We start from the raw sequence: 16,274 nt of genomic DNA, 5'->3' as shown, positions 1-16,274 counted from the left end.
CCTGATTATTAAAGGGATAGAATTTAAAAAGTGTTTTTTGGGTTCACATCTTTCTCGATCACTCCACGCATTTTGTCAACAATATCATTTAAGTTTAATTTGTTTGTCATCGATGTAAGATTTTCATTTTTTGAAATACTAAATGCATTTGGTAATTGATCTTTTGGAACTTGTAAGAAGCGGATTTGCATAGGAATTGTTATTCCTTCCCCAAAAGCGATTGCTTCACGGTTCGCTATAGAGGATAATATTTCTATTTTTGAAAGAGAACTGTTAGGAATGCAAGAGCGTATGATGTCATGATCATTCGAATTGGTGAGCCTCATTGCAAAGATAGTTGAACACTGAGATAAAATAGTTTTGTCAATCTCAGAAGGTTGCTGAGATATTATTCCTAGATAGCACCCATATTTTCTGCCTTCTCTTGCAATCCGCCCTATGGCTTGTTGTGTAGGAAAGAAGCCCATATCAGGATTAGCCGGAATATAACGATGTGCTTCTTCACAGATGATGAGAAAATTCAATGTATTATTACTAAACGCAGCAATTTCGAAAGCCATTCGACACAGCACAGAAACCACAGGATTAATAATTTCTGCTGAAATTTCTGAAAGTTCAAGGACACATATAGGTTTTGTTTCATCATCTACACGAAAGATATGCGATATGGTTTCGATAATACAGTCATTAATGGTATTATGAGGAAATAGAAAATGATATAAAGGATCATTGATCGCAGAGAGGATACGTATCCTTAATGCTTTAAGAAACGGTCTTTCGTTACGTCCTTCCAGTTTACCGATGCGTTCCTCAATAGCTTTAAGAAGATCAGATATACGATAAGGGATTGGAGTATCTGCTGTCAGGTTTTCATAGATATGGCGTTTATGTGATGAGGTTGTATCACCATTATGATGAGAGAACATTTTTTTACATTCTGGTATGAGACTGTAAAGCACGTCTACTTCTTCTGGAACCGGCTTTTTCCCTCGAAACAAGACTTCACAAAATTCTTCAAGACGCATTAGCCAAAAAGGAAGCTTAAGAGTATTTATAGTAATTTTTATACTCATATCCTGGAAGGCGTTTGCAAATTCGCTATGAGGATCCAGAATAACGATTCGTAAACGGGGATTGTGTTGTATTGCCTTATGTAAAAGAAGAGACGCTGCAGTTGATTTTCCTGAACCTGTAGAGCCAACAATAGCAAAATGACGCGATAAGATAGAATTGATATTAATAGCAACATCAATCGTGTGATCGTGTGACATTTTTCCAATAACACAGGTATCTTCTTCCTGTATATTGTAAATAGACCGCATATCATCAGATGTAATACGATATGCCATTGCACCAATAGGAGGATAAAGAGATATACCTCTTGAAAAGTCTTTTATTCCTTGTTGATTAACATTTAATTCTCCCATTAACTCTACATGTACAAGATAGTTTACGTGTGAATTTTCATCGCTTGGTTGTTCCTGGGTTTCCATAGAGTTGATGAGTGCTATCACCATATTTTCTTCAACTATGATTGAGATTAAACAACCTACTTGCCATTGTTCTGAATTTTCTTCATGTAATATTGAAATTGTTGCAAAGGCTCCAGAGCAAGCGATTACTTTTCCAAAAGTTTTTTTGTCGTTTTGGAGATCTGGGAATTGATGCTCATGATTTGGAATATAAGTCATAGAATAATTACTTGTTTAAATATAATTGTTGAAGATAATAATAGTCTCTATACTATTTACGTATATGAAATATAATTTTGTCATTTTAAAAAGTTAAAATTTTTTATATTACTATTATATAAATGGTTTTATTAAATTATACTTATAAAATATTGATTAAAATTCCAGCAATATTATTATAAATATATTATACTATATTTTTACTTTAATTTATCCTTTTTTACTATTGAAACATTTTATAACTGCATATCATGCTCTTTTATTTGCATGATCGGACTGTTGTAGAGAGTTTTCTGGCTTCTTACAATTCTTTTTGATATATTATGGGATCATGTTTTTAACATAAAAATAAATTCACCATTAAATCTTCTTTGTATCTTACTGATTAAGAACGTGAAGCATCCCTTTACGTTTTGCATCGTTGTAATAACCGCGTGCATACAAATTTATAGTCTGGTCTTCGTTTCCAGCCACAAGCCAAGCTCCACGAAGATATTTTACGGCATATTTAAGATTTGTTTCAACATCAAGAAGACCGTGAGGAGGTCCACTATAACCAAGAGATCTCGCTGTATTATACCTAATTTGCATTAATCCAAAATTGCCCTTGCTATAGGCATTTGGATTATAACCACTTTCTCTTTTGACCACTCTATGAACAAGTTTTTCAGGCACTTGGTACAACTTGGCATATTTACTAATTAACATTTGAATATTAGGGTTAGAAGCCTTTTGTTGATTTTCGTCATACATTGGTACATTTTTTGGAGGAATGTAAGTATTATTGTACGTGTAATGTATCGTTGGTCTTGAAAGAGGTATAGGAACACTTATCCCTTTTATTCTTATTGAATTGGTGATTGAAGGAGAAGGAGCCTCTTGATTGTTGTCTTTATGATCATCAGTATTTTGCGCTACATGAGTGTAGATAACATTAAAAGTTGTTGGTATCAATTTTCCTACAACTGTAAAAGGTGCTTTCTGTGAGGATTTATCTTGTTCCTTTAAGGAAGAAAACTCTTCTTTAGCTTTTATTATTGTAAATTTTTTTGATAAACTCTCTGTGTCTGGTATAAAATGTGATACTTCGAAAGCTTGTATAGAGATTTCCGGGGAAGAAACATAATAATCAAGAGGCGAAAAAATAAAGTCTCTTTTTGCTTTCTTCCAGTTCTTTTTTGTAGGTTCAGTACTTTCTTTTACAACAAGAGAAGGATTGATTGTTTCTTGAACTGTGCCTGTTTTTGAAAAATAGTCGAAGCTATATAAAACTGCTGTTACTAAGCAAGGTATTAAAACAATTAAGAACTTGTAACCATGTCTCATTTTCATAAGATTACTTTTTATATTGTATCAGTTTAGACTGAGATAAGTATAAAAATACTCGCTTTTCATTTCTTTAAATTATTTAAAACATGTCCGCAATATTCTTAAATCAAGAGAATAACTTATCAAAATAGAAGATAGTAATAATAAATAAATCTTTAATAAAACCTTAACAAGGGATATCAAAAATATTTGAACCTTTAAATGCTTGATTTTGCTATATTTTTTATTTTATGGGATCTGTTTTTCAGTACAATAACGGAAGATTCTTGTTTCTTTTTAGCTATCCATGATCCCTTTGTTTTGTGATGTTTATTCCTGGTGTGTGATATAAATACACCAGGAATTCTTACAAAAAAATCAGAAAAGCCGAAAAGGATTCTTTTACTGTTTTTTAATCCAGAATCAGAGGCATTTCCATTGCACGTTCCCCAGCCTTTACTGTGAGGAGCCATTGCCCTTTTGTGTCTTGATCATTCAGAATTAAGGATACGGCTTGTTTGTTTTGAAAATCTTTCCAAAAGACTTCTCCTTTAGGAGATACAAAAAATATTTCACCATGAAAAACTGTATTAGGTAAAGTAAAGATCAAATTTAATTCTTTTCCAGTACGCTCCAATTGCTTGAGACGAAAATCATCTGTAGGCTGTTGAGGTAACAATACCCTTGCATTATAAAACATGTTTGCTTCAACGTTATTGTTGTTCTTGTTATCTTTATCGAAATCTATCGTAAAATCTGCTTTTAACAGAACACATTGCTCTTTTTGGCAGAAGTTAACTTCAACATGTAAATTGAGAGGTGTAGAGGACTCTTTATTCTTTTTATGGATAATCACGGGTAATGATACAGGTGTATCATAACCGAACCTTTCTATTTTATTTTCATAAAAATGTTTTGGAGCAGGAAACTCTATTTTATCGAGAACCCACTCCTGAGAAGAAATAATAGAAAAAACAGGGCTTGTTTCCTTGGGGAAACACCAATAGGTTATCCACTGAGGATTAGGTTTTATTTCCAGCAATCCATGAACGATGCCCTCTTGATTACTATGGAAAGCATTTAAGCGTATTTGTCCACCTTCTATCATAACCCAATTTGACCAGGCGGCTTGTGAAGGAAGTCGAAAAATAACAACTAAAAAGATAAGTGCTTGAATAATAATACACCTTATTTTGTATACATGATCTGCACTATACATTGGCAACCTATTAAAAACATTATTTTTAAAGGAGAAAAAAATAACATGGCATAGTATCAAGAGGTTTGTTAAGATGCTTAAACCCTTATATCGCTTTGAAATCTGGCTTCCTTGCATTTTTAATAACCTGCGTAGTATAGTTTTTGCTATGATGTTTAATGATTTTGTCACAGACATGCTTCATGTGTCGCTGTTCTTATTTTTAAGGAATAAATTCTTTGATATTTTTTAAAAAATACAGGAAAAATTTATTAATATTTTGTAAAGATGATCATGTCAATGCACCTGCATAACATGCAAAAATGAAGTCAATATTTTAGAGATTTTAAATATTGTATGGGATACTATATCATTGATGTTTGAGTGGAAAAGTGATAGGTAAGCGCTTTATTTAAGTTTCTGCTTCAAGGTTAAGATCATTACCAAGAGGTTGATTGTATTGAGTAATGCTTGACTATTTTACATTCATTTTTCTTGGTTTTTATCTTAAGGAAGTAATCATTGCAGGGATCAACATTAAAAACCAGCCATAAGAATAGGTTTTTTGATGGCCAATTTCTTATTTCTATGCCACAGATACAAAATGATTATTTTTTTCAATCTATTGTTTATATCTGTGAGCATTCTTCTGCTGGAGCGATGGGTTTTGTTCTTAATCGTCTTCAAAAACATTTAACGTTTATGGATCTCCTTGTTCATCTGGATATCGTTCAGAATAATGATTGTGACATATCATATAAAAAATTCAAGCATGTCAGGATTTTATCTGGAGGACCTATCGATCCTGAATGTGTTTTTGTATTACATTCAACTGATTATAAAAGTGAGTATTCCGTCCCTGTAAGTAAAAATATTTTTTTGACTTCCAATATTAATATTATTAAAGAGATTTCCACAGGAAATAAGCCTAAAAAATCTGCTATCGTTTTTGGATATGCAGGTTGGCGAGAAGGGCAGTTAGAAGCAGAGGTAGCGCATCATTACTGGTTAACATGTCCAGCTTTTGAGGATATCATTTTTGATATGGATTATACCAAAAAATACAACAAGGCCTTAGCCCTTCTTGGTATAAATTCAGCAATGCTTTCTTCTCAGGTAGGCTATGTTTAAGATTATGAGATGAGCTTTTGATAAGTGTAAGTAAAAGGATTCCCTCTTTTATCGGTCATTCTCTTCCAGGAGATGGGGACCATCAAAAGGATCAATAGTCATAATTTCCGGGAATATTTTCTTTAATTCTTGTTCTGTATCCTGCATAAATAACAGTTTAACATTAGGTCCAGCATCTATTGTAAAATAGACCTCTATACCATCACGTCGTGCTGCCCATGTTTTATCGATTATAGTCATTGTTTTTTCTTGCCAATATAAAACAGGCGGCCATGAAGAAATCATGGTAGCATGCATTTTTAATGCATTATGTTCCGTTTTTTCTCCAAATTGTGTCAACTGTTGATCGATCACTGCTTGTTTAATACTGATAAAATCAGTAGAAGTTTCTTCTATCCACTTGAGATAAAAAGGGGATGTTTGACGAACATGATTCATGGCATCGTGTGAACTCATTTCTTTTTCCTTGTCGATGAGAAGAAGGCCAATACGTAAATTGGGCCAATGGCAATCAAGAGGAACAGCAAAGCTATCCGTACCATCATCTTTTTCTCCACGGATCCATTCACAGAATCCTTTATAAAAAGAACGACAGGCGCTTCCAGAACCAAGTCGTGCTATACGCGATAACATTGAAGGGTCTTCTGGAAGACTATAAAGACGTGCCAAAGCCAAAGTTAATGCAGCAAACCCTGAAGCAGAAGAAGCTAAACCTGCTTTAGTAGGTATGGTATTCATTGTTTCTATTAAAAATTGTTCTTCTTTCAGTTGACGAAAAAGATTACAAAATTGAGCGGTTCTTTTAAAGAAAGAAGTTTCTGGTAAAATTTCAGAGCCATTCAGTATAATAATATCTCTATCACTTTTTATCGGTTCTATACGTGTAAAACTGCCTAATTGTCCAAGGCTAATGGAAAGGGAACTGTTTTCTGGAAGATTTAATGTCGTTTGTCGCTTTCCCCAATATTTACATAATGCAATATTGCTAGGCGCAAAAGCACTTCCTTCCTTTTTAAGGACAGGAGTGCAATTTTTGATATAAAGGCGGAATGCCTCAAGAGGAGACAAGAACAAGTTTCATTCCTTCAGAAATCATGTTAATATTGATGGATTGATAGGAAAGAGATTCTGTGTTGACTTTGCCAAGGGCAAGGATGCAATCTCCTAATCCTGATCCAGAAATTTTGGCTGCCATAACTTCTGGCTGTTCTCTGAGTTGCCATATAATTTCTGAAAGAGTTTTATCAGAAACCCCGAGTGTCTCCAAAAGCCCTTGCTGCATATTCATTGCGTTTGCTACTTCTTCCAGATGTCCAAGACAAATAGCTTGAATTGCTATTTGGCTTAATTTTCCTATCAGGCTATAAATATCTTTGTGAAGAGTTTCCATGTAAGCATATTGACGTTTCATCTGATTTATTTTTTGAATGACTTCTGGAGTTTTTGTTTTATAGCCAGAATAAACAAGATGAATCGGCAACAGCCCTGGAAGAGGCTCTACGCTATAGTCTTGCATGCGATAAGCAATCAATCCTCCATAAAGAGCTGCTGCCAGGTCAAGACCAGAGCCTGTTCCCTGGGTAGCGACAACAATAGCATGTGCCTCTTTTAAAATGTCTTTCTTGTCCGGTTCTTTCCCTGATTTAAGCGCCAGTAAAGCTGCTGTCATTGCGATTGTAACTGCAGCTGAAGAACCAAGACCCATTGTATGATCAAGAGCAGAGTTTATCTGAATATCAAAACCACAAGGAGGATTTAGATGACGAATAGATGTAATCATGAAGGAAAACGATGGATGTGGAGATAATCTTTTAATATCACTCATGTAGTTGCCGAGTGATGAGCAGATCGTTACGGTAGTATCATTGCGTGGCTTCAGTGAAAGGAAAAGTTTTTTGTCTATTGCACAGGCAAGAGCATTCTGTTCATGCAGAACAGCATGCTCACCCATGAAAACAAGAGTTCCCGGGACATCAACAGATATTTTTTTTAAGAAGGGTTCCATTTTCATCACATTTTATTGCATAACAAGGATAACCAAAAGAATGTGCCAATTCTTCTGGATTGTAGCCACGAACAATAACAAGGCCTGCATTTTCTCCTTTCATACTCCCGGCACCAGAAACTTTTGCAGCACCTCCTTTTTTTTCAACACAGCGTATAAACTGTCGTACTGACTCAGGAACAATACCAATAGTTTCCAGCAAGAGTTGATTTTGTTTGATAGCATTGATAAGGGCGGTTTCATTTCCTGTGTTCAAAGTATCAATTATATCGTTTGTTACAGAGTTGAATTTATCCCAGATTGTGCTGTTTCCAAAGGCTTTATTGACAGCAGTGATACATTCTCCTGTTGAGCTTTCCGGTTTTCCTGTATTCACTGCCCACCATTCTCCTGGAAGTGATTTAAGTTTTTTGATGGTATTCCTGATGTGAACAATTCCTCCATAAACTATTGTCGTCGCATCAATCATTCCACTTCTTCCGTGTTGAAGACGTTCTATATATCGAACTTCAGAGATGAGTTGCTCCTTGCTTTCAAAAGGCTTTTCAACGAAGGTTGCAGAAGCAAGAGCAATAGCAGAAATAATAGAAGATGAAGAACCAAAACCGCTGGCGATAGGAATTTCGGAGTTAATTTTCATTGAAATTCCCTGACGAGATAAGCTATTGAAGTAGCGTCCTAGAATATAGAACTGCAAGTCGCTCATTTTTTGTAAAACAGAAGTAATTGGCAGAAACCCGGAAACAAATTTTTCATATTGTTGATCAATGTGATGAATAAGTTTTTCGCATTCTTCGAGACTTTTTTCAATGATTTCTTTCCCTAAAAGCCGAATAACCGGTTTTTCAAGGGCGACTATAGAAGCTGTCAAACGTAAAGAAATTGATGTAGCAAGAGCAGAAGCTCCATAAAGAACGGAATATTCACCACTTAAAATGATTTTACCAGGAGAACTCGCACATATTGTTTTTTTACTCATGGTAATTTTTTTATAAATGCGTTTATGGTTGTTAATGGCAGCTAAACGAAATGGCCCTTTTGTTTCATGAGGGATTTCGTAAACTCCGTCATCCGTAGGGTAAGTATATTCGTGAAGTTTTTCATATTTTTCATAGTCAACAGGAACACGGTGATGAAGGACATCATGATGGTATTGCTGATGCAGATTCTTATGATAATTTTCCTGAATGATACCGGAAAAAAATTCAGAAACACATCCAGAACCATAGCTAAACAGCCCTATTCTACATCCTGAAAGATTATTTGAGCTATGATCAAGTAAAGAGATAAGCGCAATATAAAGAGATGCAGTATAGCTATTCCCAATGATACGATTATAAATTGTTGTCAGGGCAATAGCCTGATCAATTTTAGATTGAGATAATACTGCTCCGGAAGTTTTAGCGAGATGTATATGTGCTTTTTCTGCCATTCGTGTAAAAGGTTGATGATAGCAAAAATGATCAAAGGTATGGAATTCATGTCCACCTTGTTTGCAATAATCCTGCCAGGAATTTTTTAAAGATTGCAAATATATTTTAGTAGAATATTTCCCATCTACAAGTGCTGTTTTACGATAGTTAGGTCGCCAAAAATCCATCACATCTTCTGCATGGAGACCTGTAATGGGTTCAATTTCCAATATGGAAGCTTTGGATGAGACAAGGATAGCAACAGCTCCACATCCTTGTGTAGGTTCACCTGAGGAGTTCAAGTCATAGCGGGCAATATCGGATGCAATGACGAGGACCTTATATTCTGGTGCACGTGCTACAAGTGCGCAGGCCATATGTAAGGCACCGGTTGCACCATAACAGGCTTGTTTAAGTTCTATAATACGACATGTGCTTGGTAATTCTATCAGCTTGTGTAGCCAAATACCGGCTGATTTTGATTGATCAACACTGCTTTCGGTTGCAAAAAGCAGGGTACGTATAAGATTTTTGTCTTGTTTTTCAAGAATAGGCAAAGTAGCAGCTGCCGCCATTGTAACAATATCTTCATCTGGAGGTACCAGGGCTATTTTTTCTTGTCCAATCCCAGTATAAAATTTCTCTACATTTATACCATATTTAGATGCTATCATGGATAGATCAAGGTAATAATTGGATGTATAGAAGCATATATCTTCGATACCATATTTCATTTAATAGATATTCCGTTATTTATGCCTTAAGAGCTCATTTTTTAAATGAAGATCTTCAAAGCGTTTTGCACCAAGTAAAAACATTGAAGTAATAAATTCTTCCTTAAGGCGCTCTATTATACTAATAACAGTGTCAATTGAAGTCATCGCAGGTTGAAGAAAGATTGCTGCAAAGCCTCCCATAGATGCTCCCATGATAATCGATTTTACAATATCGAGTCCATTACGAAGCCCACCACTGGCAATTAACTGTGCACGTGAAAGATAGGGTCGAGCCATTTCCAGAGCCAAAGGTGTTGAAATACCCCAATCCTGAAACAACAGTCCAAGATTGCTTTGCAGATTACGATACTGTTCTATACGGCTCCATGAGGTTCCTCCATGTCCTGCAACATCAAAATAACGAATTCCTGCTTCCAGGCCCAATTCTATATCCGCTGGTGACATGCCACAGCCTACTTCTTTCAGAAGTATTGGAACGTTCATCTCTTTTGCAAGAGTGGCGATTTTTTCTCCAAGGTTAGAAAAATTCGTATTTCCTTCTGGCTGAATGGCTTCTTGCAGAGGATTAAGATGTAAAAACAAACCATCTGCTTCAAGAATTTGAACAGCTTCAAGAGCTTCTTTTATTCCAAAACCATAGTTTAACTGAACAGCACCCAAATTTGCCAAAAGAACTGTATGAGGTGCATATTGGCGAAGATCAAAACTGTTTATGGCTTCAGGTGAGGAAAACATGATTCTCTGTGAACCGACAGCCATCGCTACGCCTGTTTTTTCTGCAGCAATAGCCAAATTTCGATTAATTTTTTTTAAGAGCTCATGATCGCCTCCGGTCATTGAGGAAATTAAAAGAGGAAAAGATAATTTTTTCCCCAGGAATGTCACTGAAGGATCAACATCTTCCAATGCTATTTCCGGAAGAGCTCTATGCATGAGTTGCCAATTATCAAAGAAATTGCCTTGACGGTTTATGTCTGGATCTTCACAAATGATATCAATATGTTCGAGTTTGCGATTGTTAATAATATTGGTCATGCTCTTTCCAGATGTATGTGTGACTTCATAAGTTCACCAGGATTTGTTTGAGCAGCGATAAGAGAAAGTTCACCACAAAGTACTGTTGTGGCACATATGGCGGCAAGACGGCGTGAATTTACACCAAGCTCTCTTTCTTCAATACACCCTAGCGCTTTAAGATTTTCTTCTATTGCAGGCGATTTTTTGCCATTACCTATTGTCCCTAAAATGATATTTGGAAGTGTGCAGGAGAAATAAAGGGAATCATCTCGTATTTCTGTGTGCGTTAAACCTTGTGACCCTTCAATAATATTCGCTGCGTCCTGGCCTGTTGCAATGTAAAAGGCAAGAAGCATATTGGCAAAATGAGCATTTGCCGAGCGCACACCACCTGCCAATACAGTTCCGATAAGATTTTTTCGAATATTCAGTTCTACTATTTTTTCTGGTGATGTTCGTAGATATTTTTTACAGATATCGCGGCTAATCACAATTTCTGTGATAATATTTTTTCCACGCCCCATCAAGCCATTGACTGCTGTTGCTTTTTTATCTGAGCATAGATTTCCAGAAATAGAACAGTAACGCAAATCAGGCCATTTGACAAGAATCCAGTTCATGAGCGCTTCTGCTGCTTTTGTTACCATATTATGACCTGCAGCATCACCGGTTAAAAATTCAAACCGTATGAATAATAAATTTGCTGCGATTTGATAATGAAAGTCAATAAGTTTGGCAAAGTTGCTTGTGCTTTGAACAATGATTTGCATTTCATCACGATGAAGTTCTATTTGTTTTATTGTCGCCAATGCTACTTCTGCATGACTGGATTCTAATAAAATAGAACGTGACATGCGTTCATCAATAAAGGTTGTTCTTATTCCTTCCTGGCAGAGCATGGATATTTTTGCACCACGATTTACAGAATACCAAAGAGGGGTTTCATGTGTTGCAAGCGGTACAGTAATTGTTTCCTCCATAATATTGCCGCTTATTTTTATAGGACCAACCCAGCACATGGGCACCGGAACAAAAGTTTTTTTATACATGTCCATGTTTTGCATTTATCCTTTTGTAAATTGAATTTAAGGTCTAATAATTAAGATTTATATCTCTCACATAGAGATTCCAATGCATTTAATGTATATTTTTTATAAAAGGATGTATAGGAAACCTTCATGATAAAACCATTGAACATGAGTTGTGTTTCTTGATGTTTTATAATTTTTGCAAAGAACGATGAAAAAATATACAATTTTTTTATGGAGTTTTTGTTATAGTTCAGTTATTAAATTTGTATCAGTTGGTCGGGTAGCCGCGCTTCCTTGTAGTATAAACTACATAAAAGATTGAGGTGAGGAAAGTCCGGGCTCCACGGAAACACGACGTCGGATAACATCCGGCAAAGGTAACTTTAGGGATAGTGCCACAGAAAATAAACCGCCTTTAAAATTAAAGGTAAGGATGAAAAGGTGGGGTAAGAGCCCACCGCATTTTTGGTAACAAAAATGGCAAGGTAAACCCCGTCGGGAGCAAAACCAAATAGGGATGATGCGGAGAAGTTTAATGCTTTTTCAGACATGTTTTCGGTCTAGTCATCCGGGTAGGTTGCATGAGACGCCGTGTAAACGTCGTCCTAGATGAATGGCTACCACGTTTCGGTTTTTATCGAAGCCATACAGAACCCGGCTTATAGACCAACTGATTTTTAATTCATTCTACCTATAGATTGATTCCGTAAATCTTGTTATAAAGACATGGTTGCTTTTTTAAAATAATTCATTTTTATCATTCAATTTTATGAAATAACTGGAATTTTTTTCTAAAAAGGGTGTCATATCCCTTGAATTCTGGAATTATTGTCTCGTGTTTAATATATTGTTATTATGAATTCCCATTGACGCCCATCTTATCCCATGTTATCCCATAACTGATGTTAAGGAAATGTTCCTGAGTCATTTTTGCGGGGGGTGACGAAAAAGATTTTTCAGGTTTTTGAAATTTTTCAAGTCATTAGGGGAGACAGAGTTAAAATATTATGAGCCGTTTTTTGTCGAATACGACGAAAAAGATTGATTTAAAGGGGCGGGTTTCTGTACCTGCAGTCTTTAGAACGGTTTTGGATGAACAAAATATTGAAGATCTATATTGTTTTCAAGACTTATTGTTTCCTGCAATTAGCGTAGGAGGAAGTGATCTTTTGGAACGTTTTGAGCAGCAGATTAACCGATATGATTCTTTTTCACTGGAAGCTCAGCAAATGTCTCTTTTAATACATGGAGGTGGTGTATTTCTCAAACTGGATACTGAAGGAAGACTGCTCATCAACGATTTCATTCGAGAGTTTACCATGATTGAGAATGAAGTAACTTTTGTAGGCAGAGCGGATCATTTTCAATTATGGAAGCCTGAAACTTTTCAGGCTTTTCAGGAGCAAGCCAGAAATCAGCGTCGACTACAACTTTCTCGATAATAATTGTCAGAAAAAGGATGCAATGACAATGGAAAGAGACATAAATTCATTTTCAGTGGGGTATCAGTCACCATTTCATATTCCAGTTTTTTTGCCAGAAGTTATCAAGATAATTGATCCAAAACCTGGAAAAGTTATCCTTGATGCAACTTTTGGGGCAGGTGGCTATAGTCGTGCTTTTCTTGATTCTGGAGCAGAAGTTATTGCTCTCGATCGTGATCCTTTAGCGGTTTCCTGTGGACAGTCCTTGGTTGAGGAAGCAAAAGGACGGTTTTCAATTTTTAATTCAGTCTTTTCGCGGTTGTCTGAGTATGTTCCGGCTCATGGTTTGGATGGCGCAGTCTTTGATGTAGGTGTTTCTTCCATGCAGCTTGATAATGCGGATCGAGGATTTTCTTTTCAGAAGGATGGTCCTTTGGATATGCGCATGTCTGGTGTAGGTGTTTCAGCAGCTGATGTTGTGAATTTTTCTCCTGTTGAAGATCTTGTCAGTATTTTAGATGTATTGGGTGAAGAAAAACAGGCAAAGATCATTGCTCATGCTATTGTAAAGCGTCGTGCGCTTTCTCTCTTCAAGAGTACGAAGGATTTAGCAAATCTTATTGAGAATACAGTGCGATATCGTACTCAATATCGCATTCATCCTGCAACACGATCATTTCAGGCATTACGAATATTTGTCAATAATGAACTTTTAGAACTTGCCAAGGCATTGTTTGCTTCTGAGCATGTTCTCAAGCCAGGGGGTATCCTTTTGGTTGTCAGTTTTCATTCTCTAGAGGATCGGATTGTTAAGGGTTTTTTTGCCGATCGCTCCGGAAAAGTTTCTGTTTCTCGGCATATGCCAGTTCCTCCTTTACGTTCAGCTACATTCAAGCCTTTTACAAAAGGAGCCCTGATGGCTTGTCAAAAAGATATTGATCTAAACATAAGAGCGCGTTCTGCTAAATTACGTGCTGGTATTCGTACTTCTGCTCCATCCATGTCTGCTGATCTTTCTTTTTTAAAACTTCCTGATCTTCCTAATCTTTCTTATCTTGGAGGTTGATATGTTAAAAACTTCTGATTTCTTGATCATAAGCGTCATGATAGCAACTGCTTTTATAACCTATTCAATCAAGCATCGTTCGGAGTTAAAACGTGAAGAAGTTGTTCGTCTTGAAGAAGCAATAAAATTAGAAAATGATACCATTGATCTTTTAAAGGTTGATTGGGCATTGCTAACGCAACCATCAAGATTAAGTACACTTGGTGTTTTTTACAAGAAAGAATTACAGCTCCAGCCAACTGATCCTTTGGCTTTGGCTCTTCCTGTTGAATTGCCTATGTTGCGTTCTGAGTTACCCTTGGATAATCGATTGATAGCTTCTCAAATGAATAAACCTAAAATTGATTTATCCCAGCAAAAGAAATTTATCAAAAACAAGAAACTTGTGTTTGATAATAAAGGTTTTGATAATCTTGTTACAGGGGCAGTGCAACACTGATGTTTTTTGTATCTTTCATTATAGGATTAAAGAGTCAGCTGGTTTTTTTCTAAAAAACACTGTTTTTTCTGGTAATGATCAGAACACGATTGGTAGTAAAAAAGAAAAAAAGTTCATACAAAGCAGATACAGGATCATATTGGTTATGCTTTCTTTTGTATTGCTGTATATGGTTGTTAATATAAAATTAATACGTTATGGGTTTTTGCATCCTGAAGATGTATTTGCTGCAGCAAGGCCTTCTGAATGGAAATCTGCATCCCGTCCGGATATTCTTGATCGTAATGGAGAAATTCTGGCTACAGATATCCACACGGTTTCTTTATATGCTGATCCTTATACAATCATTGATCCCGATGAAGCGGTTGAAAAGCTTGCTACAGTATTGCCTGATCTTGATATAAAGGGCATTTATCGGAAGTTGTCTTCTAAATCATTGAGGTTTCAATGGTTGCGTCGGCAGCTTACTCCAAAGCAACAAAGTCAGATTATAGCTCTTGGAATTCCAGGCTTGAGATTTCGTCCTGAAAAACGTCGTTTTTATCCAGGAGGTTCAATCGTATCGCATGTTGTTGGCTATGTAAACGTTGATAATCAGGGTATAACAGGAATTGAAAAATTTATTGATATGAATGGCTTGTCTGATTTGTCGGCGGCAGGTTTGGTTGAAGATCATGCTTTAGAGCCAGTGAAGTTGTCTATTGATTTACGTGTACAAAGCATAGTGCATGAATTGCTTGTTGAGAGTTATAAGAAATACAATGCAGAAGCAACCGGGGCTGTTGTGCTTGATGTTCGTAGTGGCGAAGTTCTGGCTATGGTTTCAATTCCAGATTATGATCCCAATCATCCTGGAGACGGAAGAGAAGATGGGTGGCTTAATCGTATATCCAATGGTACATTTGAAATGGGATCTACATTTAAGGCATTTACCATTGCTATGGGTCTTGATTCTGGTGTAATAGGTATGGATGATACGGTTGATGTACGGTATCCAATTAAGATCAATGGGTTTTCAATCAGAGATTTTCACTCCAAGGATCGTATACTCACAATACCAGAAATATTCCAGTATTCATCGAATATTGGGGCCGCCAAAATTGCTGATTCTGTGGGTGTTGATCAACATAAGGAATTTTTAAACAAGTTAGGTTTGCTCAGCAGGTTAAATACAGAACTTCCAGAGATTAAAACACCTTCTCAACCAAGTGAATGGAAAAAAATAAATTCCCTTACTATTGCGTTTGGTCATGGTATTGCAACGACACCTTTACAGACTGCAGTTGCTGCAGCTGCTCTTGTTAATGGAGGTTATCTTATTCCTCCAACATTTATGCTCCGGAATCGTGAAGAAGCAGCTCATAATGCGCAAAGGGTTATTAAAAAGAGTACCTGTGATGATGTACGTTTTTTACTTCGCTGGAATGCTATTAACGGTTCAGGGAAAAAAGCGCTGGTCTCAGGGTTTGATGTCGGTGGTAAAACCGGTACAGCACAGAAGGTTATTAATGGTCATTATTCCCGTAACTTGAATTTTAATTCTTTTCTGGCGGTATTTCCTGTTAATGATCCACAATATGTTGTGCTTGTTTTTATTGATTCTGCAAAAAACAAGGACATGAAGAGCCTGACAGCTGGAACCAATGCAGTTCCTCTTGCAGGAGAGATTATACGAAGATCGGCTGCTATTTTGGGAGTAAAACCAAATTTTGAAGAAGAGAACGGAAAATTATTGGTCGGTTATTAAAGATCGATTTATGAAACCTGTATGGAATATTGCATTGTTGAGAGAGAGGTTTTCTTGGATCTTCAAGA

At 36.3% G+C, this 16,274-nt stretch carries 13 protein-coding genes and 1 other RNA gene; 6 read left to right on the top strand and 8 right to left on the bottom strand.

From position 1 onward, the window contains the following. Positions 1 to 23: 23 nt before the first annotated feature. The 3 genes from B488_RS03525 to B488_RS03515 all read right to left on the bottom strand — a co-directional run bounded on the left by B488_RS03525 (position 24) and on the right by B488_RS03515 (position 4,218). Entirely contained in the window at positions 24 to 1,691 is a 1,668-nt protein-coding gene (locus B488_RS03525; RefSeq protein ID WP_015273149.1) for an ATP-binding protein, read from the bottom strand. 378 nt (positions 1,692 to 2,069) lie between these two features. After that, positions 2,070 to 3,023, bottom strand: coding sequence for a lytic transglycosylase domain-containing protein (locus B488_RS07025; protein WP_015273148.1), 954 nt, complete (start codon positions 3,021 to 3,023; stop codon positions 2,070 to 2,072). Positions 3,024 to 3,411: 388 nt separating this feature from the next. Then, entirely contained in the window at positions 3,412 to 4,218 is an 807-nt protein-coding gene (locus tag B488_RS03515) for a protein-disulfide reductase DsbD domain-containing protein (RefSeq protein WP_172792743.1), read from the bottom strand. A gap of 501 nt (positions 4,219 to 4,719) precedes the next feature. Here B488_RS03515 and B488_RS03510 point away from each other — a divergent pair. Continuing rightward, on the top strand, positions 4,720 to 5,328 hold the full coding sequence (locus B488_RS03510) for a YqgE/AlgH family protein (protein WP_015273146.1): 609 nt from the start codon (positions 4,720 to 4,722) through the stop codon (positions 5,326 to 5,328). A 48-nt stretch (positions 5,329 to 5,376) separates the two neighbouring features. Here B488_RS03510 and mvaD read toward each other — a convergent pair whose 3' ends face one another. Genes mvaD through B488_RS03485 form a run of 5 tightly spaced genes read right to left on the bottom strand, consistent with a single transcriptional unit; the run spans position 5,377 to position 11,554 of the window. Continuing rightward, positions 5,377 to 6,396 carry a diphosphomevalonate decarboxylase gene (gene mvaD, locus B488_RS03505; protein ID WP_244422683.1) on the bottom strand — a complete coding sequence of 340 codons (1,020 nt, stop codon included), beginning with the start codon at positions 6,394 to 6,396 and terminating at the stop codon, positions 5,377 to 5,379. Then, complete coding sequence (locus tag B488_RS03500) at positions 6,383 to 7,333, bottom strand: mevalonate kinase family protein (protein ID WP_041771086.1); 951 nt, start codon at positions 7,331 to 7,333, stop codon at positions 6,383 to 6,385. Before B488_RS03500 ends, mvaD begins: the two co-directional genes overlap by 14 nt. After that, entirely contained in the window at positions 7,302 to 9,479 is a 2,178-nt protein-coding gene (locus B488_RS07325; RefSeq protein WP_244422681.1) for a hydroxymethylglutaryl-CoA synthase, read from the bottom strand. Before B488_RS07325 ends, B488_RS03500 begins: the two co-directional genes overlap by 32 nt. A 15-nt stretch (positions 9,480 to 9,494) precedes the next feature. Then, positions 9,495 to 10,517: a type 2 isopentenyl-diphosphate Delta-isomerase gene (gene fni / locus B488_RS03490; RefSeq protein ID WP_015273142.1), complete on the bottom strand. Its 1,023-nt coding sequence runs from the start codon at positions 10,515 to 10,517 to the stop codon at positions 9,495 to 9,497. After that, positions 10,514 to 11,554 carry a hydroxymethylglutaryl-CoA reductase gene (locus B488_RS03485; RefSeq protein WP_015273141.1) on the bottom strand — a complete coding sequence of 347 codons (1,041 nt, stop codon included), beginning with the start codon at positions 11,552 to 11,554 and terminating at the stop codon, positions 10,514 to 10,516. The genes fni and B488_RS03485 overlap by 4 nt, the downstream gene beginning before the upstream one ends. 244 nt (positions 11,555 to 11,798) lie before the next feature. Here B488_RS03485 and rnpB point away from each other — a divergent pair. The 5 genes from rnpB (at position 11,799) to B488_RS03465 (ending at position 16,206) form a co-directional block, all read left to right on the top strand. Beyond that, positions 11,799 to 12,208, top strand: an RNA gene (rnpB, locus tag B488_RS06955) — RNase P RNA component class A. Positions 12,209 to 12,537: 329 nt separating this feature from the next. Next, positions 12,538 to 12,972, top strand: a complete 435-nt coding sequence (gene mraZ / locus B488_RS03480; RefSeq protein WP_015273139.1) for a division/cell wall cluster transcriptional repressor MraZ — start codon at positions 12,538 to 12,540, stop codon at positions 12,970 to 12,972. A gap of 28 nt (positions 12,973 to 13,000) precedes the next feature. Continuing rightward, positions 13,001 to 14,020 (top strand): 16S rRNA (cytosine(1402)-N(4))-methyltransferase RsmH, encoded by a 1,020-nt coding sequence (gene rsmH / locus B488_RS03475; protein ID WP_015273138.1) that lies wholly within the window; start codon positions 13,001 to 13,003, stop codon positions 14,018 to 14,020. A 1-nt stretch (position 14,021) separates the two neighbouring features. Beyond that, on the top strand, positions 14,022 to 14,459 hold the full coding sequence (gene ftsL / locus B488_RS03470) for a cell division protein FtsL (protein ID WP_015273137.1): 438 nt from the start codon (positions 14,022 to 14,024) through the stop codon (positions 14,457 to 14,459). Positions 14,460 to 14,604: 145 nt separating this feature from the next. After that, positions 14,605 to 16,206, top strand: coding sequence for a peptidoglycan D,D-transpeptidase FtsI family protein (locus B488_RS03465; RefSeq protein ID WP_015273136.1), 1,602 nt, complete (start codon positions 14,605 to 14,607; stop codon positions 16,204 to 16,206). Positions 16,207 to 16,274 lie beyond the last annotated feature (68 nt).

It is taken from the genome of Liberibacter crescens BT-1 (genome assembly GCF_000325745.1).
Classification (GTDB): domain Bacteria; phylum Pseudomonadota; class Alphaproteobacteria; order Rhizobiales; family Rhizobiaceae; genus Liberibacter; species Liberibacter crescens.
This window is presented reverse-complemented; position numbering and strand designations above follow the sequence as displayed.

What these genes read in the sequence shown, in the direction of transcription:
- B488_RS03525 (WP_015273149.1), bottom strand. Translation starts at nt 1,691, where the DNA reads ATGACTTATATTCCAAATCATGAGCATCAATTCCCAGATCTCCAAAAC.
- B488_RS03465 (WP_015273136.1), top strand. Translation starts at nt 14,605, where the DNA reads ATGCTTTCTTTTGTATTGCTGTATATGGTTGTTAATATAAAATTAATA.
- rsmH (WP_015273138.1), top strand. Translation starts at nt 13,001, where the DNA reads ATGGAAAGAGACATAAATTCATTTTCAGTGGGGTATCAGTCACCATTT.
- B488_RS03485 (WP_015273141.1), bottom strand. Translation starts at nt 11,554, where the DNA reads ATGGACATGTATAAAAAAACTTTTGTTCCGGTGCCCATGTGCTGGGTT.
- fni (WP_015273142.1), bottom strand. Translation starts at nt 10,517, where the DNA reads ATGACCAATATTATTAACAATCGCAAACTCGAACATATTGATATCATT.
- B488_RS07025 (WP_015273148.1), bottom strand. Translation starts at nt 3,023, where the DNA reads ATGAAAATGAGACATGGTTACAAGTTCTTAATTGTTTTAATACCTTGC.
- ftsL (WP_015273137.1), top strand. Translation starts at nt 14,022, where the DNA reads ATGTTAAAAACTTCTGATTTCTTGATCATAAGCGTCATGATAGCAACT.
- B488_RS07325 (WP_244422681.1), bottom strand. Translation starts at nt 9,479, where the DNA reads ATGAAATATGGTATCGAAGATATATGCTTCTATACATCCAATTATTAC.
- mraZ (WP_015273139.1), top strand. Translation starts at nt 12,538, where the DNA reads ATGAGCCGTTTTTTGTCGAATACGACGAAAAAGATTGATTTAAAGGGG.
- B488_RS03500 (WP_041771086.1), bottom strand. Translation starts at nt 7,333, where the DNA reads ATGGAACCCTTCTTAAAAAAAATATCTGTTGATGTCCCGGGAACTCTT.
- B488_RS03515 (WP_172792743.1), bottom strand. Translation starts at nt 4,218, where the DNA reads ATGTATAGTGCAGATCATGTATACAAAATAAGGTGTATTATTATTCAA.